This is a genomic window from Shinella sp. M31 (assembly GCF_049199205.1).
Taxonomy (GTDB): domain Bacteria; phylum Pseudomonadota; class Alphaproteobacteria; order Rhizobiales; family Rhizobiaceae; genus Shinella.
In genome coordinates, this window is the sequence record NZ_JBLZPH010000072.1 from 69,156 (window position 1) to 91,144 (window position 21,989).

Sequence of the window (21,989 nt, forward strand, 5' to 3'; positions counted from 1 at the left end):
ACAGATCATGACCGAACAGACCGCCACGCGCCTGAAGGCGCTGCGCCAGCGCATGGCCGAAACCGGCACCGGCCTCGTCGCCATCGCGCCCGGCTCCCATATGGACTGGGTGCTGGGCTTTCACCCGCATCCCGACGAGCGGCCTTGTCTGCTGCTGATCGGCCCGGAAAAGGAGGCGTTCCTGATGCCGGTGCTGAATGCCGAGGGCACGCGCGAATTCACCGATATCGCCTTCCACAACTGGGCGGACGAGGTCGGCCCGGTCGAAGCCCTTGCCGCCGCCCTTGCCGATATCGGCGCGGACGCTCCCGGCCTTGTCGCGCTCGACGAAACCATGCGCGCGGATTTTGCGCTGCTGCTGCTTGACGCGCTGCCGGCCGAGACGCGCCGCGATTTCACGCCCGCGACGCTCGGCGGTCTTCGCATGCGCAAGGATGACGCGGAATATGCCAAGCTGAAGATGAATGCCGGTATCGCCGACCGCGCCATGCAGGCCGCCTTCGCCGCCATCCGCCCCGGCATGACGGAGAAGGAGGTCGCCGCCGCCATCCGCGCGCATTTCTCCTCCGAGGGTGCCTCTCCGCAGTTCTGGATCGTCGGCGCGGGCGGCAACGGCGCCTTCCCGCACCATTCGGCGAGCGACAAGGTCGTGCAGGAAGGCGAAGCCGTCGTCATCGACATTGGCGGCCGCAAGGACGGTTTTCCCTCCGACATGACGCGCATGGCCGTCATCGGCACGGCACCGGAAGGCTATGGCGAAATCCACGCCATCGTCGAAAAGGCCGTGCAGGCGGCTCTGAAGGCGGCAAAGCCCGGCGCCCGTGCCCGCGACGTCGATGCCGCCGCCCGCACGGTGATCGCCGATGCCGGCTACGGCGACTATTTCGTGCACCGCACCGGCCACGGCCTGGGCATCGACATCCACGAGCCGCCCTATATTACCGCCACCTCGGATACCGTTCTGGAAGAGGGCATGGTCTTCTCCGTCGAGCCCGGCATCTACCTGCCCGGCCGCTTCGGCATCCGCCTGGAGGATATCGTGATCCTGCGCGCCGACGGCCCGGAAATCCTCTCCGCGCTGCCGCGCACGGTGCATGTCGTGCCGGCCTGATTGTCAATGAAGCGAGGCGGCGTGCGAGCGTCGCCCCGCCTGCAAGGGCCGATTTGTGAACAATGCGTTCTCGCCGGGTACCTTTTCAAGCCCGACGCGATGCACCATGTTCCGCCCAACACATCTTGCAACGGACGCTCTGCGTCGAGGCGACATCATGAAGAAAATCGGCTTTCTCTCCTTCGGCCACTGGACACCCTCTTCACAATCCCAGACCCGCTCGGCGGGCGATACGCTCCTCCAGTCGATCGACCTTGCCGTCGCGGCCGAAGAGCTTGGCGCTGACGGCGCCTATTTCCGTGTCCACCATTTCGCCCGGCAGCTCGCCTCGCCCTTCCCGCTGCTCGCCGCCGTCGGTGCGCGCACGAAGACCATCGAGATCGGCACCGCCGTCATCGACATGCGCTACGAGAACCCGCTCTATATGGCCGAGGATGCCGGTTCGGCCGACCTTATTGCCGGCGGCCGCCTGCAGCTCGGCATCAGCCGCGGCTCGCCCGAGCAGGTCATCGACGGCTGGCGCTACTTCGGCTACGAGCCGCAGGAGGGCATGAGCGACGCCGATATGGGCCGCCGTCACGCGGAGGTTTTCCTCGACGTCCTGAAGGGCGAAGGTTTTGCCCAGCCGAACCCACGGCCGATGTTCCCCAACCCGCCGGGCCTGCTGCGTCTCGAGCCGCATTCCGAGGGTCTGCGCGAACGCATCTGGTGGGGCGCCGGCTCGAACGCGACGGCCGTCTGGGCCGCCCAGCGCGGCATGAACCTGCAAAGCTCGACCCTCAAGGACGACGAGACGGGCGAGCCCTTCCATGTCCAGCAGGCCGCACAGATTCGCGCCTATCGCGAGGCCTGGAAGGAAGCCGGCCATAGCCGCACGCCGCGCGTCTCGGTAAGCCGCAGCATCTTTGCGCTTACCGACGACCGCGACCGCGCCTATTTCGGCCGGGGCGGCAAGGAAGAGGATTCGGTCGGCTTCATCGACGACAAGACCCGCGCGATCTTCGGCCGCTCCTATGCAGACGAGCCGGACAGGCTGATTAAGCAGCTGGCCGCCGACGAGGCGATCCAGGAGGCCGACACGCTGCTTCTGACCGTGCCCAACCAGCTCGGCGTCGAATATAACGCCCATGTCATCGAGGCGATCCTGAAACACGTCGCACCGGCGCTGGGCTGGCGCTGACAATCAAACGCGCCCGATCAAACGCGCTCGATGTCGCGGCGAAGCACGATGGAGGTCGTCAGATCCTCGACATTCTCCATCGTCGCAACCTCGTCGCGCAGTTCATTCAGCGCATTGATAGAGCCGACCTCGACCTCGACCACGAGATCGAGCTGGCCGCTGACCGAGGACACCTTGCGCACCGCCGAAAAGCCGGCGAGCCGGTCGAGCACGCCGATCGACGGCGTGCGCTTCAGCGTCACCAGCAGGAAGGCCTGGACCTGACCGTCGTCAAGCTGGCCGATATCGGCGCGATAACCCCGGATTATCCCGGCTTTTTCCAGCCGCGTGACGCGCTCGGTCGTTGCACTGCGCGACAGCCCGATGCGCCCGGCGAGCGACTTCATGGGGATGCGCGCTTCCTTCGTGAGGATGCTGAGGATCGTCCGGTCGATACTGTCCGTGCCCTGCATGATGCCCCTCTTCGCTGCGCCGACAAGATGACGGTTATTACAGACACAGTGCCGGCACAACCGGCATAATGCCGGATGCGCCGAAGCGCCGTCCATGCAAATCTTCACCCCGAAAAGAGGATTGCCATGAACGACATGCTGAAGACGACCCCGGATTTCTCCCTCGAAGGCGCCGCCGCCCTGCTCAAGGAGCATTACGGGCTTGCCGGAAAGCTCTCGCCGCTCGCCAGCGAGCGCGACCAGAATTTCAAGGTGGAAACATCGGACGGGACCTTCATCCTGAAGATCGTCAACGCCGCCGAGCCGGCCGTCGAGAGCGATTTCCAGACGGCGCTGCTCGCCCATCTCGGCGTGCATGCCGGCGATCTGCCGGTGCCGCATATCCGCCCGACGCTTTCGGGTGAAAGCCTGGCCACCACCACGAGCGCCCACGGCACGGTGCACCGCGTCCGCCTCGTCAGCTGGGTCGAGGGCGAGCCGCTCGCCGAAACGGGCCGCAGTGAAGCCGCACTCGAATCCCTGGGGCATATGCTCGGCCGCTTCGACGCGGCGCTCAAGGGTTTCATGCATCCCGGCGCGTTGCGCGATCTCGACTGGGACATCCGCACCGCCGGCCGTTCGGCGGATCGCCTTTCGCATATCGCAGATGCCGAAGACCGCGCTCTCGTCGAACGCTTCCTCAAGCGCTTCGCCACCGTCGCGCCGCGCCTTGCGACGTTGCGCGCCGCCGTCATCCACAATGACGCCAACGACTGGAACGTGCTGGTCGATGCCGCGAACCATGACCGCATTTCCGGCCTGATCGATTTCGGCGATGCGCTGCATACGCCCGTCATCGCGGAAGTGGCGATCGCCGCCGCCTATGCCGGCCTCGACCATGCCGACCCGATCGGCGCAGCCGCCGCCATCATCAGAGGTTTCCATGCGGAATATCCGCTGCTGGAAGAGGAAGTCGATCTGCTCTTCGACCTGATCGCGGCACGCCTCATCACGTCAGTCACCATCTCGGCCTCGCGCCGGATCCATACGGAGGACAACCCCTATCTCGCGATCAGCGAACGCCCGGCCTGGGCGCTGCTGCGCAAGCTCGACCGCGTGAACCCGCGCTTCGCCACCGCCATCCTTCGCAAGGCCTGCGGCTTCGAGGCCGTGCCCGGTGCGCGCGGGGTGATCGAGTGGATCGAGAAGAACCGTGAATCCCTTGCCCCGCTGCTGGAAAAGCCGGCCGCGACCTATCCGGCCGCGCTCGTGCCCTATGGCGATCCGACCCACCCGATGACCGTCGCCTCCGCAGCCGAACAGCCGGATGAGGCGCAGGCGATCTGGGACGCCTATTGCCGCGAGACCGGCGTCGAGCTCGGCATCGGTCCGTTCGCCGAGGAGCGCACGGTCTATGCCGGCGAGATGTTCGTCTCGCGCTTCATCGAGGGAGCGCGCCGCACGCATCACCTCGGCTTCGATCTCTTCCAGGCCGCCGGCACCAAGGTCTTCGCACCGCTTGCCGCGACCGTCGTCAGCGTCGAGGTCGAGAAGGATCCGCTCGGCTATGGCTGCCTGATCGCGCTACGCCACGAACCCGAGGGCTGCCCGCCCTTCATCTCGCTCTGGGGCCATCTTGCCCACGAGGCCGTCACCCGCCTTAAGGCCGGCGACCGGCTGGAAGCCGGCGCGCTGGTCGGCGAAATGGGCGCACCGAAGGAAAACGGCGGCTGGGCTCCGCATCTCCACCTGCAGATTTCCACCGACACGACGCTCTCGGCCACCGAAATCCTCGGCGTCGGCGAGCCGCGCTATCTCGATGTCTGGGCGGAACTCTTCCCCGATGCCCGCACCTTTGCCGGTGTCGCCAAGGAATTCTTCGAGCGCCAGGGCCGCTCACACGAAGAGATATTGAAGATGCGGCGCGAACTGCTGCTGCCGAATCTCTCCATCTCCTACGACAAACCGATCAAGTTCGTGCGCGGCGAAGGCGTCTGGCTGATCGACGACAGCGGCCGGGCCTATCTCGATTGCTTCAACAATGTCTGCCACATCGGCCATGCCCATCCGGCCGTGGTGGAGGCGATGGCCAGGCAGGCCGCGACGCTCAATACCAACACGCGCTATCTGCACGACAATATCGTCGCCTATGCCGAGCGCCTGACGGCGACGCTGCCGAAGGAATTGACGGTCGCCGGCTTCGTCAACAGCGGCTCGGAGGCCAACAGCCTGGCGCTGCGCATGATGCGCGCCCATACCGGCCGCGAAAATGCCATCACGCTCGACTGGTCCTATCACGGCACGACGCAGGAGCTGATCGACATCAGCCCCTACAAGTTCCGCCGCAAGGGCGGCAAGGGCCCCAAGCCGCATGTCCATATCGCCGCCGTGCCGGACAGCTACCATGCCCCGGCGGACTGGCCTCTTGAGGAGCACGGCAAGCGCTTTGCCGAAAGCGTCGCCGAGCAGATCGCCGTCATGAAGGCCAAGGGCGAGGGTCCGGGCTTCTTCATCGCGGAATCCATCCCGAGCGTCGCCGGCCAGGTCTTCTTGCCGGAGGGCTACCTCAAGGAGGTCTACCGGCTGGTGCGCGAGGCGGGCGGCGTCTGCATCGCCGATGAGGTGCAGGTCGGCTTCGGCCGTGTCGGCAGCCATTGGTGGGCCTTCGAGACGCAGGGCGTCGTGCCCGACATCGTCACCATGGGCAAGCCGATCGGCGACGGCCATCCGCTCGCCGCCGTCGTCACCACCCGCGACGTGACCGACAGCTTCAACAACGGCATGGAATATTTCAACACCTTCGGCGGCAACCCGGTCTCCTGCGCCGTCGGCCTCGCCGTGCTCGACGTCATCGAGGGCCAGGACCTGCGCGGCAATGCGCTTTCCGTCGGCAACTACCTGATGGATGCCTTCCGCGACATGCAGACGCGTTATCAGGCGATCGGCGACGTACGCGGCCTCGGCCTCTTCCTCGGCATCGAACTCGTGACGGACCGCAGGACCAAGGCACCCGCCACCGAATTCGCCCGCGCCGTCTCCAACGGGGCGCGCCGCCGGGGCGTCTTGATGGGCACCGAAGGCCCGCATGACAACGTGCTGAAGATGCGCCCGCCGATGATCTTCTCCAGGCGCGACGCCGATCATCTGATCGCCGTGCTCGAGGAAACCTTCGCCGACGTCGAAAAGACGCTCGGCTAAGGCCCGAAATACCAAACTTTCAAACCTTCAGCCGGGGGCGCTCTCCCCCGGCCGGGAAGACGCATGCCGAAAAAACCAATCAGGGAGGAGAACACCATGAAGACGACAATTCTGGCCCTTGCGGCCGCAGCCTTTGCCGCCGGCACGGCCCATGCCGGCACGTTCGATGTCATCAAGGAGCGCGGCGAGGTGCGCTGCGGCGTCAGCCAGGGCGTGCTCGGCTTTTCCGTGCCGGACAAGAACGGCGTCTGGGGCGGTTTCGACGTCGATTTCTGCCGGGCGGTCGCTGCGGCAACGCTCGGCAATCCGGACAAGGTGGCCTATGTGCCGCTGTCCACCAAGGACCGCTTCACGGCGCTGCAATCGGGCGAAGTCGATCTTCTCTCGCGCCAGACGACCTGGACGCTCTCGCGCGACACCGATCTCGGCATGAGCTTCGTCGGCGTCAACTACTATGACGGCCAGGCCTTCATGGTGAACAAGGACGTCGGCGTGAAGAGCGTCAAGGAGATCTCCGGCGCCTCCGTCTGCACGGAAACCGGCACGACGACCGAGCAGAACATGGCTGACTATTTCAGCGCCAACAAGATCGAATACCAGGTCATCGCCTTCGAAAAGCCGGACCAGACGATCCAGGCCTTCAACACCGGCCGCTGCGATGTCTATTCGACGGATGCCTCCGCGCTCTACGCCCAGCGCCTGACGCTCAACGATCCCGACCGCTTCGTCGTGCTGCCCGAGGTCATTTCCAAGGAGCCGCTCGGCCCGGCCGTGCGCCAAGGCGACGACCAGTGGTTCAAGATCGTGCGCTGGACGCTGTTTGCGCTGATCGAAGCCGAGGAGATGGGCATCACCAAGGAGAATGCCGCTTCGCTTCTCGAAAGCGGCACGGTCGCGCAAAAGCGCTTCCTCGGCATCGAGAGCGAGGCCGGCAAGACGCTGGGGCTCGATCCGAAATGGGCCTATCAGGCGATCTCCGCCGTCGGCAATTACGGCGAAATCTTCGAGCGTCATCTCGGTAAAGACAGCCCCCTCAAGATCGACCGCGGCCTGAACCGCCTGTGGAACGACGGCGGCCTGATGTATTCACCGCCGGCGCGCTGAGCCGTTCCACTGGAGATCGACGCCGCGGATATTCCTCCGCGGCGTTTTCGTTCAGGCGGCGGCGAACCGCACGCGGTGTTTTGGTGCGATCTCGACCAGCTCGGAGGCTGTCGGTGCGGTAAAAACATCCGGCGAGGTGCTGCCGTCGGAGACGAAGCGGCGGCCGGCAAACTGCGGCAGGTCGGCAAAACGATCCTGTTTTGCCGCCGGATCGAGTGCGGCGGCCGGATCGGGAATGGCGGCGATCAACCGGCGCGTATAGGGATGGGTGGGCGCTTCGAAGATCTCGCGCCAGCCGCCCTCCTCCACAACCTCGCCGAAATACATCACCAGCACACGGTCGCTCATATGCTCGACGACGCTGAGATCGTGGCTGATCATCAGATAGGAAAGGCCGAGCTTGTCCTGAAGATCGAGCAGCAGGTTGATGATCTGCGCGCGGATCGAGACGTCGAGCGCGGAGACGGGTTCATCGAGCAGCACGATTTCCGGTTCGAGGATCAGCGCACGGGCAATGCCGATGCGCTGGCGCTGGCCGCCGGAGAATTCATGCGGGTAGCGCCCCGCCTGTTCGGGCGTCAGGCCGACATTCTTCAGCATCGCCTCGATGCGGCCCTCGATTTCCGAAGCGGCGGTGACGCCATGCAGGCGCAGCGGCGCGGCGAGCGACGTGCGCACCGACTGGCGCGGATTGAGCGAGGCATAGGGGTCCTGGAACACCATCTGCACCGCCTTCGCCCGCTGCATGCGGCCCGGCGCACCGGGGCCGGCAAGCGGCTGGCCGCGATAACGGATCGTGCCCTCGCTCGGCGCCTGAAGGCCCAGGATGGAGAGCGCCGTCGTCGATTTTCCGCAGCCGGATTCGCCGACGATCGACAGGCATTCGCCCTTGGCCAGTTCGAAACTGATGCCGTTGACGGCATGCAGCGTGCGCTTGCCCGTGCCGAGCAGACCGCCACCGGAAATCGGGAAACGCACGTGGAGATCGTCCACCTGCAACAGGGGGGCGGTCATGGCTGGCTCCCTTCCGCTCCGCGCGGCGCGATGAAGCGCGTCTCGGTGAGCTTCGAGCGGTCGGCGATGATGCTGTCGATATCGACCAGACGCTGGCGACCATGTTCGCTGCGGCTGCCAAGACGCGGCAGCGCGCCGAGCAGGCCGCGCGTATAATCATGCTTCGGATTGGCGAAGAGCGCCCGCGTCTCGTTTTCCTCCACGAGGCAGCCGGAATACATGACGCCGACGCGCTGGCAGACGCTGGCGATGACGCCGAGATCGTGGCTGATGAACAGCACCGCCGTGCCGCGCGCCGCGCAGAGCTCCTTGATGAGCCGCAACACTTCCGCCTGTACCGTCACGTCGAGCGCGGTGGTCGGTTCGTCCGCGATCAGGAGGTCGGGGTCGCAGGCGAGCGCCATGGCGATCATCACGCGCTGGCGCAGGCCGCCGGACATCTGGTGCGGATAGTTTTTCGCGCGCCGGTCGGGATTGGGCACGCGCACATTCCCCAAGGCCTCGACGGCGAGCTTTTCCGCCTCACCCCAGCTTTTGCCTTGGTGCAGCACGAACATTTCGGCGATCTGCCGACCGACGGTCGACAGCGGATTGAGCGCCGTCATCGGCTCCTGGAAAATCATGGCGATGCGGTTGCCGCGCAGCCGCCGCATCTCGCGTTTCGGAAGCGCGAGCAGGTTCTGGCCCTTGAACAGGATTTCGCCGCCGGCAATGGCGAGCGGCTTTTTCAGAAGCCCCATGACGGCGAGCGACGTCACGGATTTGCCCGATCCGGATTCGCCGACGAGGCCGTAGGCCTCGCCCGGCATGATCTGGAAGGACACGCCCTTGAGCAGCGGGTGATGGGCCGAGCGGCCGAGCGAAACGCCGAGGCGCAGGTCCCTGATGTCGAGCAGCGGCGCGGTCATGGCTTGCGTGTCCTCATATGCGGGTCGAGGCTGTCACGCAGGCCGTCGCCGAGAAGGTTGAAGCCGAGCACCGAGAGGAAGATGGCAAGGCCGGGGAAGATCGCCACCCAGGGCGCGAGCTGAATGAGCTGGCGCGCATCCGTCAGCATCGAACCCCAGCTCGGGAACGGCGGCTGGATGCCGAGGCCTAGGAAGGAAAGGGCCGCTTCCGACAGCACCGCCGAGCCCATGCCGAGCGTCGCCATGACGAGGATCGGTCCCATCATGTTGGGCAGGATCTGCGTGAACATGATGCGCAGGTCGCCATAACCCAGCGTCTGCGCCGCCTGCACGTAGCCCTGCGATTTCAGCGACAGCGTCGAGGACCGCGCGATGCGGCAGGTCCAGCTCCAGTTGGTGAGGCCAAGCGCGATGAGCAGCGACGGCAGGCCGGGGCCGAGCACCGCCATGACGGCGAGCGCGAAGATCAGCGAGGGGATGGCGAGCATGACATTCGTCAGTCCGTTGACGAGATCGTCCCACCAGCCACCCCAATAACCGGCCGTCATGCCGAGCGTGATGCCGATCATCGAATTGATGACCTGCGAGACGATGCCGACGGTCAGCGAAATCTGCGCGCCGTAGAGGATGCGCGTATAAACGTCGCGTCCCTGCGCATCCGTGCCGAACCAGAAGGTGGCGTCGGGCGGCAGTTCGGAACTCATCAGGTCGGCATCGAGCACCGGGTCGAAGGGCGCGATCCACGGAGCGAGGATGCCGGCGAGGATCACCAGCGCCGTCAGCCCGGCACCGAGCCAGAAATTGAAACCGAAGCGCATCCCGTCACTCCTGCTTGATGCGCGGATCGATCGCGGCATAGATCAGATCGACGGCGGTGTTGATGAGGAGGAACCACAGCACGATGACGAGGATCGTGCCCTGCACCACGGGAATGTCGCGGATCGCCACGCTGTCGACGAGCAGCGAGCCGATGCCCGGCCAGGCAAAGAGCTTTTCGATGACGACGGCCTGGCCGATCAGCGAGCCGAACTGCAGGCCGACCGTGGTGACGATCAGCACCAGCGCGTTGCGCGCCACATGCCAGCGCACGACCTTCATCTCGCTCATGCCTTTGGAATGGGCCGTGCGGATGAAATCTGCGTTCAGCACATCGAGCACGCCCGCCCGCGTCGTTCGCGCGAGAAGCGCAAGCGGCGTCACACCCAGCGTTACGGCCGGTAGTATGAGATTGCGGAACGAACCGTCGCCATAGCCAAAACTCGGCAGCCAGTTCAGCTGGAGAGCAAAGAGATACATCATCAAAAGGCCGAGCCAGAACTGCGGAGTGGAGAGGCCGGAGACCGCGCCGATCATCGTCACCGTATCAAGGACGGAGCCGGGCCTGAGCGCCGCCAGAAAGCCGAGCGGCACGCCGACGACCAGCGCGAAGACCATGGCGGCGATGGCAAGCTGCAACGAGGCCCCCATGCGGTCGCTGATGAGGTCGATGACCGGCTGGCGGGTGCGGAAGGACGTGCCGAGATCGAACTGTGCGAGGTCCGTGACATAGGTCACGAAGCGCTCCATCAGCGGCTTGTTCAGCCCGAATTCCTCGTTGAGGCGGGCAATCATCTGCGGGTCGGCGGCGCGCTTGCCATCGGCGAAGAGGCTCGCCGCGAAGGTGCCGGGCACGACGGAGAAGATGACGAAAATCAACAGCGCCACCACGACGACCGTCGGGATGACCTGCAATATGCGGCGCAGGGTGAAACGAAGCATTGATGGTTCCGTTTTGGCCGCCCTTAAGGGCGTGATAACAGATGCGGGGGCGGCCAAAACCGCCCCCGAACCCCTCAAGGCTTATTTGCGCGCGTCGGGCGCGTTTTCATCGATCCAGATCTCGTCATAGGGCTGGACCGCCAGTTCGGTGGCATTCGGCACGAGACCGTGGATCCACGGCTGATAGGCCATGACCGCCTTGTTGTAGTTGAAGAACCAGACCGGCGCGTCGTCCTGCACGATGTTGTTGGCCTGGCGCAGCAGGTCGTTCTGCTTGGCCGGATCGCGTTCCTGCTGGGCGGCCTCATAGAGCTTGTCGAAATCCGGGCTCGCATAGCTCGTATAGTTGCAGGCCGATTGCGCCGTCTTGGAATAGTAGCAGCGCAGCGCGTTCAGCGGGTCGGGACCCGAGAGGTTCGACCAGATGAAGGCCTGGAAGTTGTTCGACGTCACGGCATCGCCGAGCGCGCCGCTTTCCACCGGCTTCGGCTTCACCGTGATGCCGACCTTCTTCAGCATCGGCAGGATCGCCTCGACGATCGGCACGCCCCAGCTCTCGTTCGGGCTCGCCGTCACCTCGAATTCGAAACCATCGGCATAGCCGGCTTCCGCGAGCAAGGCCTTGGCCTTTTCCGGGTCGAAGGCATAGGGCGCCTTGTCCTTGTCGAAGGCCGGCGAGGAGAGCGGCAGCCAGCCGGAGGCCGGATAGGCCTTGTTCTTGACGAGGCGCTCGATGATCAGCGGCGCGTTGATGGCGTGGTTGATCGCCTGGCGGACGCGCTTGTCCTTGAAGGGCTCGAAGGCCGGATTGAAGCCGATGTTGCGGGTATAGACCTCGGCAACTTCGAGCAGGTGATCCTTCAGGCCTTCCTCGCCCTGGTAGGCCTGATACTGCGTCGGGCCGAGGATCGAGACGTCGATTTCCTTGTTGCGGAAGGCGACGTCGCGGGCGGCGTCTTCGGCCATCAGCACGATGTTGATGCGATCGAGATAGGGCTTGCCCTCCTCGTAATACTTGTCGAATTTCTCGACGACGACCTGCGAGCCCGGCACATGCTCCTTGAAGACGAAAGCGCCGAGACCGACCGGGTTCTTGGTGAAGGTCGTCTCATCTTCCACATTCGACGGGTAGATCACCGTCGTGTTCTGCATCAGCGGGAAGCCGGGATTGATCGGGCCGGTATAGGTGATCTCAAGCGTGTTGTCGTCGATCTTCTTGAGGCCGGAAATCTCCTCCGCCTTGCCGGCAATGAACTCTTCCGCGCCCTTGATGACGGCGATGAAGCTCGCGCCGGGGAAGGCATTCTTCGGATTGGCGATGCGCTTGTAGCTGTAGATGATGTCATCTGCCGTCAGTGGCTTGCCGTTGTGGAACACCGCGTTCTTGCGCAGGTGGTAGGTGTGCGTCAGGCCGTCCTCGGAGACATCCTCGGAATCGGCCAATTCCAACACCGGCTTGTTCTCGATCGAATTCCAGCTGTAGAGGCCGCGGTGGATGGCCTGCGTGATGAACTCTTCCTGCGTGTTGGGGCTTGCCTGCACGTCGAGCGTTGCGAAACTCGAGCCATAGGGCGCGGTGAAGACGAGCGTTCCGCCGGAACGTTCGCCGGCTGCCAGCGCCCCGGTTGCGACGCTGAGGCTCAGCATGGCGGCGAGTGTCAGTCTTTTCAGCATGTCGTTCTCCCTCTCGTGCCGTTTTCGGCATCGTTTCGATGGTTCAGTCCGGCAAGCCCCTACCGCGCATCATGCACGACGCGGCCTGCAAGCAGGGTCAGCAGGCAACGCGTGCCTGAAAGAATGGTATCGGTCGAGGCCTCCAAGAGGTCGTTGTCGAAGACCGCGATGTCGGCCCACTGGCCGGGCACCAGCCTGCCCTTCACGTTCTCGGCCTTCTGCGACCAGGCACCGAATTCCGTATAAGCCTGCAGCGCCTCCTCGCGCGTCAGCCGTTCGGTTTCGTCCATGACGGTGCCCTTGCCGGTCTTGCGCGTGATCATGGCGTGCAGGTTCGGGAAGGGATCGGGCGAGCAGACCGGTGCATCCGAGCCGGTCGAGGGCTTCAGGCCCATTCGCATCCAGGTGCCGATCTGGTAGGACGGCTTGCCGCGCGCCTCGCCCAGCACGGAAATGTAGCTGTCGCCGAAATCGTGGATGAAGGCCATCTGCGGCGCGGGCAGGATGCCGGCCGCCTTCATGCGTGCGTCCTGTTCGGCGGTCGAGAAGCCGCAGTGCTCGACACGGTGGCGGCGGTCCGGATCGGGCGTCGCGGCCAGCGCTTTTTCGTAAGCCGTGATCAGTTGCTCGATCGCACCGTCGCCGATGGCATGGCAGGCCATCTGGTAGCCGCGATCGTGGAAGGATTGGACGAGCGCTTCGACCTCCGGGGTCGGCAGCATCTGCACGCCGATATTGTCGGGCTCGCCCTCATAGGGTTTCGTCATCCAGGCGGTGCGTCCGCCGGCCGAACCGTCGAGGAAGATCTTGACCGCACCGACACGCAGCATGTCGTCGCCGGCACCCGAGATCAGGCCGGCGCGCCAGCAATCCTCGACGATGGAAATGCCGGGATCGCCGAGCAGCGTGAGCCAGACACGCACCGGCAGGCGGCCGGAAATCTTGGCCATTTCATAGGCCTGGATTTCGGCGAAGCCGGAAAGCTGGCCGACCGCCGCATCCATGCAGCTGGTGATGCCGAGCGAGTTGAGATACCGCCCGCCGCGCTCGATGCCGTCGATTAGCTCCTCCGTCGTCACCTCGGGCATGGCGGCCTTGACGAGGTTGATGGCGTTTTCGGCTAGCAGGCCGTTGAGACGCCCATCGGTGACACCGATCACGCCACCATCTGGCACCGGCGTCGCCTCGCTCACGCCGGCCAGTTCCAACGCCCGCGAATTGGCGATGGCGATGTGGCCGCAGGCGCGGGTCAGCAGCGCAGGATGATCCGGCACCGCCCGGTCGAGATCGTCGCGTGTCGGATGCCGGCCAGTATCGAGCTTGACCTGGTCATAACCGCGGGCCCGCACCCAGCCGCCCTCGGCGGTGGTTGCGGCGCGATCGGCAAGCGCCGCCATCAGCGTCGACAATGTCGGTGCGGCTGCGGGCGTCGCATCGACCCAGCCCATGGTGATGCCGGTCGAGATGAGGTGCAGGTGGTTGTCGATGAGGCCGGGGCTGGCGAAACGGCCCTCGAGGTCGATGACCTCGGTGCGCGGGCCCTTCAGGCTCAGCATGTCGGCGCTATCGCCGGCGGCCAACACCTTGCCCTGCCAGACGGCGACGGCCTCGCTGATACCCTCCTGCCGGCCGCGCCAGATGCGGCCATTGTGCAGGATCAGATCGGCTTCGATTGCAACGGACATGCATCACTCCCTTGTCGGGGCGACCAACCCGGTGCCCCGCTCCTCCTGACGCAACGTGAAAGGTTGCGGCTGGCTTGGCCAATTCGCTTTTGGCACCAGCCCATGCCGAAACGGCATACCCATTTCGATTGAATGACTTATGATCCATAAGACAGGGACAGGATCGGGAGGGAGCGGGCGTGGAGATCAAATGGCTCGAGGATTTCGTGACGCTGGCGGACACGTCGAGTTTTTCCCGCGCCGCAGATCTGCGTAACGTCACGCAGCCGGCCTTCAGCCGCCGCATCAAGCAGCTGGAAAGCTGGCTCGGCGCAACGTTGATCAGCCGCGCCACAATGCCGGCCGAACTGACGCCGGCCGGCCGCAATTTCCTACCGGTCGCGCAGGAGGCGATCCGCACCTTCTATGCGGCGCGCGAGGCGCTGCGGCCGTCGCACGAGCCGGGCCTCGTGCGCTTCGCAGCCCTCCACACGCTGACGGTGACGTTCTTTCCGCGCTGGCTGCAGACCCTCGAAAAGGCTGGCGGCGCCTTCAGTACCTCGCTGATCGCCGATCGCGGCGGCATCGAGGCCAATCTTGATGCCCTCGTCGGCGACGAGGCGGATTTTTTCCTCACCTATGCCCATCCGGAAGTGCCGTTCCACCTCGACCGCGGGCAGTTCTCGTCGCTGACGGTCGCGCATGACCGGCTGATCCCGCTTGCGGCCGCCCAGGTCGCGGTGCCCGGCGGTGTGCAGCCGGGGCTGCATCTCCTCGACCGCGCCGTCGCACAGCCGCGGCTTGCCGTTCCCTACCTGAGCTACGGCTTCAATTCGTTCTTCGGTGTCGCGCTGTCGCGCCTCATGCTGCGCCGCCCGCCCTTTCGCCGGCGCACAACGCACGAAAACACGATCAGCGCCGGGCTGATGAACATGGCGGTGACGGGAGCGGGCATCTGCTGGCTGCCGGAGAGCCTGGCGCGCGACGAGATCGACAGCGGACGCCTCGTGCCCGCCTCTGCCGATGCGGGCTGGAACCTCGCTCTTGAAATCCGGCTCTACCGCCATGCGGCAAGCCGTAGCCGCAAGGTCGAGGACCTGTGGCGTACGGCAAAGCTGCTCCTGGAGCGCGAACCGGCTTGATCAGACCTTGAGGAAAAGCAGCGCGCGCAGGATTTCGGAAAAGTCCTTGTGCTCGAAGGCGATGGCGCGAAGGCCGTGCGTGCGCGCACCGGGATACCAGCTGGCGCGATAGGCCTCGCCCGGCGTGTTGAATTCGATGATCACCTCGTAATGCTCGGCCTTGGCGGGCAGCGCCTGCGCGAAATCACCCGAAAGGGCCGCGGCCACGCCCTCGCGAATGAGGCGCCGCGACCAGGCGGGCGAGATGGATGTCGTCGCATGGCCGCGGCCGTCCAGCGTTTCCACCGCTGCAAGGCCCGGCACCATGGCCCGCGCCTCCGCACAGATGCCCTCGTCACCGGCGAGGAAGACCGACGGCACGCCGTAGCCGGCCGCACAGAGCGCGTTGAAGGTGAATTCGGAGGCGACCTCGCCATTCAGCAGCAGGCGCGAAATGCACATGTTGGAGGTGTGAGCAAGCGGATTGACCTCCGTGCCGGCCTTGGAGTGATAGCCGGTATAGATCGCGGCGGCGAAGCCCGCATCGATGCCGTACATCATCTCGTCAGGATGGCCGGACCAGCCGCGCACGATGCGCGCATAATCGGGCAGCCGGTCGAGGATCAGGTTGCGGCCGCTGCTGTGCGCGTCCTTGATCACGACCTCGGTCGCGCCGGCGGCCCGCGCGCCCTCGCAGGCGGCGACCACTTCGGCGGTCATCAGCGCGCGGAACTCGTTCCAGTCGGGGTGGTTGCGGTCAGCCTCATCCCATTGGGCAATGCCGGCGGTTCCCTCGATATCGGCGGAAATGAAGACTTTCATGGGTTCTGGTTCTCCTTCAGCCAATCGGCCAGGGCGGGATAGAGGCGGCCGCTACGGGCCGGGGTGGCGGGGGCCATGCAGAGCGCATTCAGCACGGCCTCCTGCGTGCTTTCCGCTGCTGCGCGGAAGGCAAGGTCGATATGGTCGTCGGACAGGCGCTGCTGGCTGGTGATCGGTGCTACCGGATCATGCGCGACAGGATCGGCCGTCGTGAAGCAGAGCACGACATCGCCGCTGCCATGGCCCCAGAGGGCGCCGAGCCGGGCAAGTCCCGCCCCGCCTCGCCGGGCGACGCGTTGCAATTGCCGGTCGCCGAGCGGCAGGTCCGTTGCCATGATGACGATGACCGAGCCGCGTTCCGGACTGGCCGGCACGCGGGGATCGGGACGCCGGCCATCCGGCAATAGCAGATCGCCGGCCGCGCCGAAATTGGCAAGCACCAAGGTGCCGAGCGTGAAATCGCGTTTGGCGATGCGCATGACACGCGAGGCCGTGCCGATGCCCGCCTTGAAGCCGAAGGCCGTCATGCCGGAGCCGGCACCCACCGCGCCCTGCTCGACCGGACCCGACCGGGCGGCATCGAGCACGGCCATGGCGTCATCGGGCGTCACGGACAGCGCCTGAATATCGTTGATGCTGCCGTCATTGCATTCGCAGACGAGTGGATTGACCGTCGAGGTCTTGCGCCCGATCGCCGGATTTGCGGCAATCGCCCGGCGGATCAGCGCATCCGTGCAGGCTGCGACGCCAAACGTGTTGGTCAGCAAGATCGGCGTCTCGATCGTGCCGAGCTCGGCCACCTGCATCAGGCCCGCCGACTTGCCGAAGCCGTTGATCACCTCGACGGCCGCGCGCGGCTTTATTCGGAAAAGATCGCCCGGATGAGGGATTACCGCCGTCACGCCGGTAAAGATGCCGTCGCCACGCAGCGAACGATGCCCGACGGCCACGCCCGGCACATCGGTGATGGCATTGTCAGGTCCCACCGCCAGCCGGCTTTCCGGCATCAAACCCCATTCCCGCGCCGTCTTCATAGCCGCTCCCCGATGTCCCGATCTTCTCTAGAGCATGTCCGCTTTTCTTCGAAGCGCGAAGACGCTCTATCTCTTTGTCCTCACGCAATTCCGGACGCAAAACCGCTTCGCACTTGTACTGGAATTGCTCTAAGCCGGAACGCCGGCTGCCTCCAGATAGAGCGACTGCAACCGCCGCGTCATCGGACCGGGCCGGCCATCGCCGATCATCCGCCCGCCGATCTTCACGACCGGCATGACGAGGCTGGAGGCCGAGGTCTGGAAGGCTTCGGCCGCGTCCTGCGCCTCCGCGGGCGTGAAGGCACGCTCCTCGATGCGCAGGCCCTCGGCTTCGCAGAGGCGGGCCAGAGCCCGCTGCGTGCAGCCCGGCAGCGTTGCCTTCGAGGCGGCGCGGGTGAGGATGCGTCCGTCGGCGGTGATGACATGCGCCGTCGAGGAAGCCCCCTCCGTCACCAGCCCCGCCTCGACCAGCCAGACATCGTCGAAGCCACGCGCGCGTGCCGTCTGCTTGGCCATGACCTGCCCGAGCAGCATTGCCGTCTTGATATCGCGCCGGTGCCAGCGCGGGTCGTCCGCCAGATCGACGGCAATGCCCTCGCGCTGCGCCTTCGTGCCGGTCAATGTCTTGGTCTGGGTGAAGCCGACGAGCTTCGGCACTATGTCTTGCGGATAGAGGAAATCGCGGTCCGCCTCGCCGCGCGAGACGTGCAGATAGACGGTGCCGTCCGTGAGGTGATTGCGCCTGATCAGTTCCGCTTGCAGGACTTCGATGTCCGGTCGCGGCAGCGGCAACGCGATGCCGAGCTCGCCGAGCGAGCGTTCGAGACGGGCAAGATGCAGATCGTTGTCGATCATCCGGCCGCCAATGACGGCCGTCACTTCATAGACGGCATCGCCGAACAGGAAGCCGCGATCGAAAAGCCCGATGCGGGCCTCCTCCTCCGGCACGAACTCACCATGGATGTAGACGATCCTGCCCATCCGTTCCTCATAGCGCATTGGTTGTCACTGGCGCGGAACATTGGTGCGACTTGCCGGGGCTTGCCAATTCAATTTGGGCAAAACCTCATGCAAAAACGGCCTGGGACTTTTGTTTTCAACGGCTTGAACGAAAATGGCCGGCAAAAGCCGGCCATTTCCATATTTTGAGCGGATCGATCAGACGAGATCGAAGCGGTCGGCGTTCATGACCTTGTTCCAGGCGGCGACAAAGTCCCTGACGAACTTCTGGCCGGCATCGGACGCGCCATAGACTTCGGCGAGCGCGCGCAGCTGGGCATGCGAACCGAAGATCAGATCGACGCGGGTGCCGGTCCACTTGGCTTCGCCCGTCTTGCGGTCGCGGCCTTCATAGACGCCCTTCTTGTCGGCGACCGGCGACCAGACCGTGCCCATGTCGAGCAGGTTGACGAAGAAATCGTTCGTCAGCGCCTCGGGGCGGTTGGTGAGGACGCCGTGTTCGGGCGCGCCGGCGTTCAGCACACGCAGGCCGCCGACGAGAACCGTCAGTTCCGGCGCGGTGAGCGTCAAGAGCTGGGCGCGGTCGATGAGCGCTTCCTCGGCCTTCAGGAACTGATGGCGGTTGGCGTTCACATAGTTGCGGAAGCCATCGGCACGCGGCTCGAGCGCGGCGAAGGATTGCGCGTCGGTCTGCGCGTCGGAAGCATCGGCCCGGCCCGGCGTGACGGCAACGGTAACGTCGTAGCCGGCAGCCTTTGCCGCCTTTTCGACGCCGGCCGCACCGGCAAGCACGATGAGGTCGGCGAGCGAGATCTTCTTGCCGCCCGTCTGAGCCGCGTTGAAGTCGGCCTGGATGCCTTCGAGCACGCCGAGAACCTTGGCGAGCTGCGCCGGCTGGTTGACGTCCCAGTCCTTCTGCGGAGCAAGGCGGATGCGCGCGCCATTGGCACCGCCGCGCTTGTCGGAACCGCGGAAGGTCGAGGCCGAAGCCCAGGCGGTGGAGACGAGTTCCTGCACCGTGAGGCCGGAGGCGAGAACCTTGGCCTTCAGATCGGCAATGTCCTTTTCATCGACCAGCGGGTGGTCGACAGCCGGGATGACGTCCTGCCAGATCAGGTCTTCGGCTGGAACTTCCGGGCCGAGATAGCGGGCCTTCGGGCCCATGTCGCGGTGCGTCAGCTTGAACCAGGCGCGGGCGAAAGCATCGGCGAACTGATCCGGGTTTTCCAGGAAACGGCGCGAGATCTTTTCGTAGATCGGGTCGAAACGCAGCGCGAGGTCGGAGGTGAGCATGCGCGGCAGGTGCTTCTTCGTCGAATCGAAGGCGTCCGGGATGGTAGCGCCAGCGCCCTTGGCGACCCACTGATGGGCACCGGCCGGGCTCTTTTCCAGTTCCCATTCGTAGCCGAACAGGTTCCAGAAGAAGTTGTTGCTCCACTTGGTCGGCGTCGAGGTCCAGGTGACTTCGAGGCCGCTGCCGATGGCGTCCTTGCCGACGCCCGAATTGAACTTGCTCGCCCAGCCGAGACCCTGCGCCTCCAGCTCGCCGCCCTCCGGATCGACGCCGATGAAGGACGGGTCACCTGCGCCATGGGTCTTGCCGAAGGTGTGGCCGCCGGCGATCAGCGCGACGGTCTCTTCGTCGTTCATCGCCATGCGGGCGAAGGTTTCGCGGATGTCGCGGGCGGACGCCAGCGGGTCCGGATTGCCGTTCGGGCCTTCCGGGTTGACATAGATGAGACCCATCTGCACGGCGCCGAGCGGTTCGGCGAGCTGGCGCTCGCCGCTATAGCGCTCGTCGCCCAGCCAGGTGCCTTCCGGGCCCCAATAGAGCTCTTCCGGCTCCCAGACGTCGGCGCGGCCGCCGGCGAAGCCGAAGGTCTTGAAGCCCATGGATTCCAGCGCGACATTGCCCGTCAGGATCATCAGGTCGGCCCAGGAGATCTTGTTGCCGTATTTCTGCTTGATCGGCCACAGCAGGCGGCGGGCCTTGTCGAGGTTGACGTTGTCAGGCCACGAGTTCAGCGGCGCGAAACGCTGCTGGCCCATGCCCGCGCCGCCGCGGCCGTCCGTGATGCGGTACGTGCCGGCCGAATGCCAGGCCATGCGGATGAAGAGGCCGCCGTAGTGACCGAAGTCGGCGGGCCACCATTCCTGCGAATCCGTCATCAGCGCGTGAAGGTCCTGCTTCACCGCATCGAGATCGAGCGATTTGAAGGCTTCGGCATAGTCGAAATCCCCGCCCATCGGGTCGGAGAGGTTGGAATGGGTGTGCAGGACCTGAACGTCCAGCTGGTCCGGCCACCAGTCGCGGTTCGAGCGACCCTTGGTGACCGAATGGGCGACGGGACATTTGCCCGCGGTGTCAGTTTTCTGGTCCATGATTTTCTCCTGTTGGCCCTTTGTCTCTTCCAAGAAAGCACATTGCGACGGCGACCGCCTTGCAGGGCGGCAAATTTGCGCGTGTTCCCTTCCTTGCCTTCTCCTTACCGGAAGCATGTGATAAATTTAAGTTGGATTTTCTGATCGCTTCGATAAGTTTAAGTTATGACGAACCTCACCCTTAAACAGTTGCGCTATTTCGAGGCTCTGGCGCGACATGGCCGCTTCCGCCTTGCCGCCGATGCCTGCGCCATCTCCCAGCCGGCCCTCTCCATGCAGATCAAGGAGCTTGAGGAAGAACTCGGCAACCCTCTCTTTGAACGCAACGCCCGCGACGTGACGCTCACCGCTTTCGGCGAGACTTTCGCGCACCGCGTGCGGGACATCCTGCAGGCCGTCGACGAACTGGGCGAGCTTGCCCGCGCGGCGCGCAATCCCTTCCTTGCGCGCCTGCGCATCGGCATCATCCCCACCGTCGCGCCCTATTTGCTGCCCGTCATCATAAACGATCTGAACCGCGCCTACGACGGAATTCAGATCGACGTGCGCGAAACGCAGACGGCCAGGCTCATCCAGGAACTGACGCAGGGCGATCTCGATATCGCCATCGTCGCCCTGCCGGTCTCGGAGCCGTCGCTGACCGAAATGAAGCTGTTCGACGAGGATTTCGTGCTGGTGCGCCGGCGCGAGGACGAGGGCAAGCCGGTGCCCGAGCGCGACGCGCTGCGCGAAATGCGGCTGCTCCTGCTGGAAGAAGGGCATTGTTTCCGCGACCAGGCGCTGTCCTTCTGCCGCGTCGGCGCGGCCAGGCCGCGCGAGATCATGGAGGGCAGTTCGCTGTCGACGCTGGTGCAGATGGTCGGCGCCGGCATCGGGGTCACCCTCATTCCGGAAATGGCCGTGTCGGTGGAAACGCGCTCGGCGCCGGTCTCCATCGCCCGCTTTCCCTCGCCCCGCCCCTCGCGCACGATCGGCATGATCTGGCGCAACTCCACACCGCTCGCCAAACAGCTCCGGGAGATCGCCACGGTGGTGCGCCGCTCGGCCGATGGCGTGCGTGGTATCCTGTAGGTGGGCGCTTTCCAGGCACGCCTGCGGTCAAAACCGCTGCATTTGCAGTTTATTTGCACAGGCGTACCGGAATCGCCGAATCAGACCTTCCCTGGCGAGGGGCAAGGGCCTAGGTGAAAGTCACTCGCGCAACCCGCGAGCTTCCCCGCGTCATTGGGAGCCAAACCGTGGCGCTTGCTGCCCCGCTTCGTGCGGGGCTCTTTTTTGCCCGCTCAAAAACTTTTCGGAAACGCTTGGCGAAGCAGCGCCAGCGCCGTCGCGTGCAGGGCGTCGGAACGGACCGTATCGGGATTGAACGTGTCCCAGTACCAGGCACCGTGCACGAGATAGTTCAGCCCTTCGGCCAACGTATCGATATCCACGTTCTCATAGCCGCCCTCGCGCGCGATTTCGGTCAGAAAGGTGCGAGACTGGGCGAGATAGGCCCGGTCGCTCGGCAGGCTGATCATGCGGTCGAGTTGCGTCGTCTGACGGTCGCCGCCGAACAGCACCCAGACCGTGACCCAGTCAGGATGCTGAATGCGAAAATGCCGGGCGCAATCGATCGAGGCCACCAC

At 65.0% G+C, this 21,989-nt stretch carries 17 protein-coding genes and 1 pseudogene; 6 read left to right on the forward strand and 12 right to left on the reverse strand.

Annotated features, from left to right (window positions below; translation table 11 throughout):
• Nucleotides 1-7: 7 nt before the first annotated feature.
• A complete protein-coding gene (locus tag ACOZKU_RS11360; protein WP_421578954.1) occupies nucleotides 8-1,111 on the forward strand; it encodes a M24 family metallopeptidase in 1,104 nt (367 codons plus the stop codon).
• A gap of 157 nt (nucleotides 1,112-1,268) precedes the next feature.
• On the forward strand, nucleotides 1,269-2,291 hold the full coding sequence (locus ACOZKU_RS11365; protein ID WP_314088766.1) for an LLM class flavin-dependent oxidoreductase: 1,023 nt from the start codon (nucleotides 1,269-1,271) through the stop codon (nucleotides 2,289-2,291).
• A gap of 17 nt (nucleotides 2,292-2,308) precedes the next feature.
• On the opposite strand, the gene ACOZKU_RS11370 is transcribed toward ACOZKU_RS11365, so the two are convergent.
• A complete protein-coding gene (locus ACOZKU_RS11370; protein WP_421578955.1) occupies nucleotides 2,309-2,743 on the reverse strand; it encodes an Lrp/AsnC family transcriptional regulator in 435 nt (144 codons plus the stop codon).
• Between the two features lie 126 nt (nucleotides 2,744-2,869).
• On the opposite strand from ACOZKU_RS11370, the gene ACOZKU_RS11375 reads away from it, so the two are divergent.
• Both ACOZKU_RS11375 and ACOZKU_RS11380 read left to right on the forward strand, forming a co-directional pair.
• A complete protein-coding gene (locus tag ACOZKU_RS11375; protein WP_421578956.1) occupies nucleotides 2,870-5,920 on the forward strand; it encodes an aminotransferase class III-fold pyridoxal phosphate-dependent enzyme in 3,051 nt (1,016 codons plus the stop codon).
• A 96-nt stretch (nucleotides 5,921-6,016) separates the two neighbouring features.
• On the forward strand, nucleotides 6,017-7,024 hold the full coding sequence (locus ACOZKU_RS11380) for an amino acid ABC transporter substrate-binding protein (protein WP_421578957.1): 1,008 nt from the start codon (nucleotides 6,017-6,019) through the stop codon (nucleotides 7,022-7,024).
• A 51-nt stretch (nucleotides 7,025-7,075) separates the two neighbouring features.
• Here the strand turns inward: ACOZKU_RS11380 and ACOZKU_RS11385 are convergent, their stop codons facing one another.
• From ACOZKU_RS11385 to ACOZKU_RS11410, 6 genes are all read right to left on the reverse strand, one after another.
• Complete coding sequence (locus tag ACOZKU_RS11385) at nucleotides 7,076-8,038, reverse strand: ATP-binding cassette domain-containing protein (protein ID WP_421578958.1); 963 nt, start codon at nucleotides 8,036-8,038, stop codon at nucleotides 7,076-7,078.
• Complete coding sequence (locus ACOZKU_RS11390) at nucleotides 8,035-8,946, reverse strand: ATP-binding cassette domain-containing protein (RefSeq protein ID WP_421578959.1); 912 nt, start codon at nucleotides 8,944-8,946, stop codon at nucleotides 8,035-8,037. The genes ACOZKU_RS11385 and ACOZKU_RS11390 overlap by 4 nt, the downstream gene beginning before the upstream one ends.
• A complete protein-coding gene (locus tag ACOZKU_RS11395) occupies nucleotides 8,943-9,764 on the reverse strand; it encodes an ABC transporter permease (RefSeq protein ID WP_117370951.1) in 822 nt (273 codons plus the stop codon). Before ACOZKU_RS11395 ends, ACOZKU_RS11390 begins: the two co-directional genes overlap by 4 nt.
• 4 nt (nucleotides 9,765-9,768) lie before the next feature.
• Nucleotides 9,769-10,704, reverse strand: a complete 936-nt coding sequence (locus tag ACOZKU_RS11400; RefSeq protein ID WP_421578960.1) for an ABC transporter permease — start codon at nucleotides 10,702-10,704, stop codon at nucleotides 9,769-9,771.
• A gap of 81 nt (nucleotides 10,705-10,785) precedes the next feature.
• A complete protein-coding gene (locus ACOZKU_RS11405) occupies nucleotides 10,786-12,378 on the reverse strand; it encodes an ABC transporter substrate-binding protein (protein ID WP_421578961.1) in 1,593 nt (530 codons plus the stop codon).
• A gap of 59 nt (nucleotides 12,379-12,437) precedes the next feature.
• Nucleotides 12,438-14,063 (reverse strand): amidohydrolase, encoded by a 1,626-nt coding sequence (locus tag ACOZKU_RS11410; protein WP_421578962.1) that lies wholly within the window; start codon nucleotides 14,061-14,063, stop codon nucleotides 12,438-12,440.
• Nucleotides 14,064-14,242: 179 nt separating this feature from the next.
• Here ACOZKU_RS11410 and ACOZKU_RS11415 point away from each other — a divergent pair, with 179 nt between their 5' ends.
• Entirely contained in the window at nucleotides 14,243-15,184 is a 942-nt protein-coding gene (locus tag ACOZKU_RS11415; protein ID WP_421578963.1) for a LysR family transcriptional regulator, read from the forward strand.
• Here ACOZKU_RS11415 and ACOZKU_RS11420 read toward each other — a convergent pair whose 3' ends face one another.
• The 4 genes from ACOZKU_RS11420 to katG form a co-directional block, all read right to left on the reverse strand.
• Nucleotides 15,185-15,985 (reverse strand): M55 family metallopeptidase, encoded by an 801-nt coding sequence (locus ACOZKU_RS11420; protein WP_421578964.1) that lies wholly within the window; start codon nucleotides 15,983-15,985, stop codon nucleotides 15,185-15,187.
• Nucleotides 15,982-17,019: a P1 family peptidase gene (locus ACOZKU_RS11425; protein WP_421578965.1), complete on the reverse strand. Its 1,038-nt coding sequence runs from the start codon at nucleotides 17,017-17,019 to the stop codon at nucleotides 15,982-15,984. Before ACOZKU_RS11425 ends, ACOZKU_RS11420 begins: the two co-directional genes overlap by 4 nt.
• A gap of 129 nt (nucleotides 17,020-17,148) precedes the next feature.
• Nucleotides 17,149-18,000 carry a D-amino-acid transaminase gene (locus tag ACOZKU_RS11430; protein ID WP_421578966.1) on the reverse strand — a complete coding sequence of 284 codons (852 nt, stop codon included), beginning with the start codon at nucleotides 17,998-18,000 and terminating at the stop codon, nucleotides 17,149-17,151.
• 177 nt (nucleotides 18,001-18,177) lie between these two features.
• Nucleotides 18,178-20,361 carry a catalase/peroxidase HPI gene (gene katG, locus ACOZKU_RS11435; protein WP_421578967.1) on the reverse strand — a complete coding sequence of 728 codons (2,184 nt, stop codon included), beginning with the start codon at nucleotides 20,359-20,361 and terminating at the stop codon, nucleotides 18,178-18,180.
• Nucleotides 20,362-20,526: 165 nt separating this feature from the next.
• Here katG and ACOZKU_RS11440 point away from each other — a divergent pair, with 165 nt between their 5' ends.
• Nucleotides 20,527-21,432: a LysR substrate-binding domain-containing protein gene (locus ACOZKU_RS11440; RefSeq protein ID WP_421578968.1), complete on the forward strand. Its 906-nt coding sequence runs from the start codon at nucleotides 20,527-20,529 to the stop codon at nucleotides 21,430-21,432.
• Between the two features lie 212 nt (nucleotides 21,433-21,644).
• On the opposite strand, the pseudogene ACOZKU_RS11445 reads toward ACOZKU_RS11440, so the two are convergent.
• Nucleotides 21,645-21,989 (reverse strand): annotated as a pseudogene (locus ACOZKU_RS11445) (TetR/AcrR family transcriptional regulator); the annotation flags it as partial.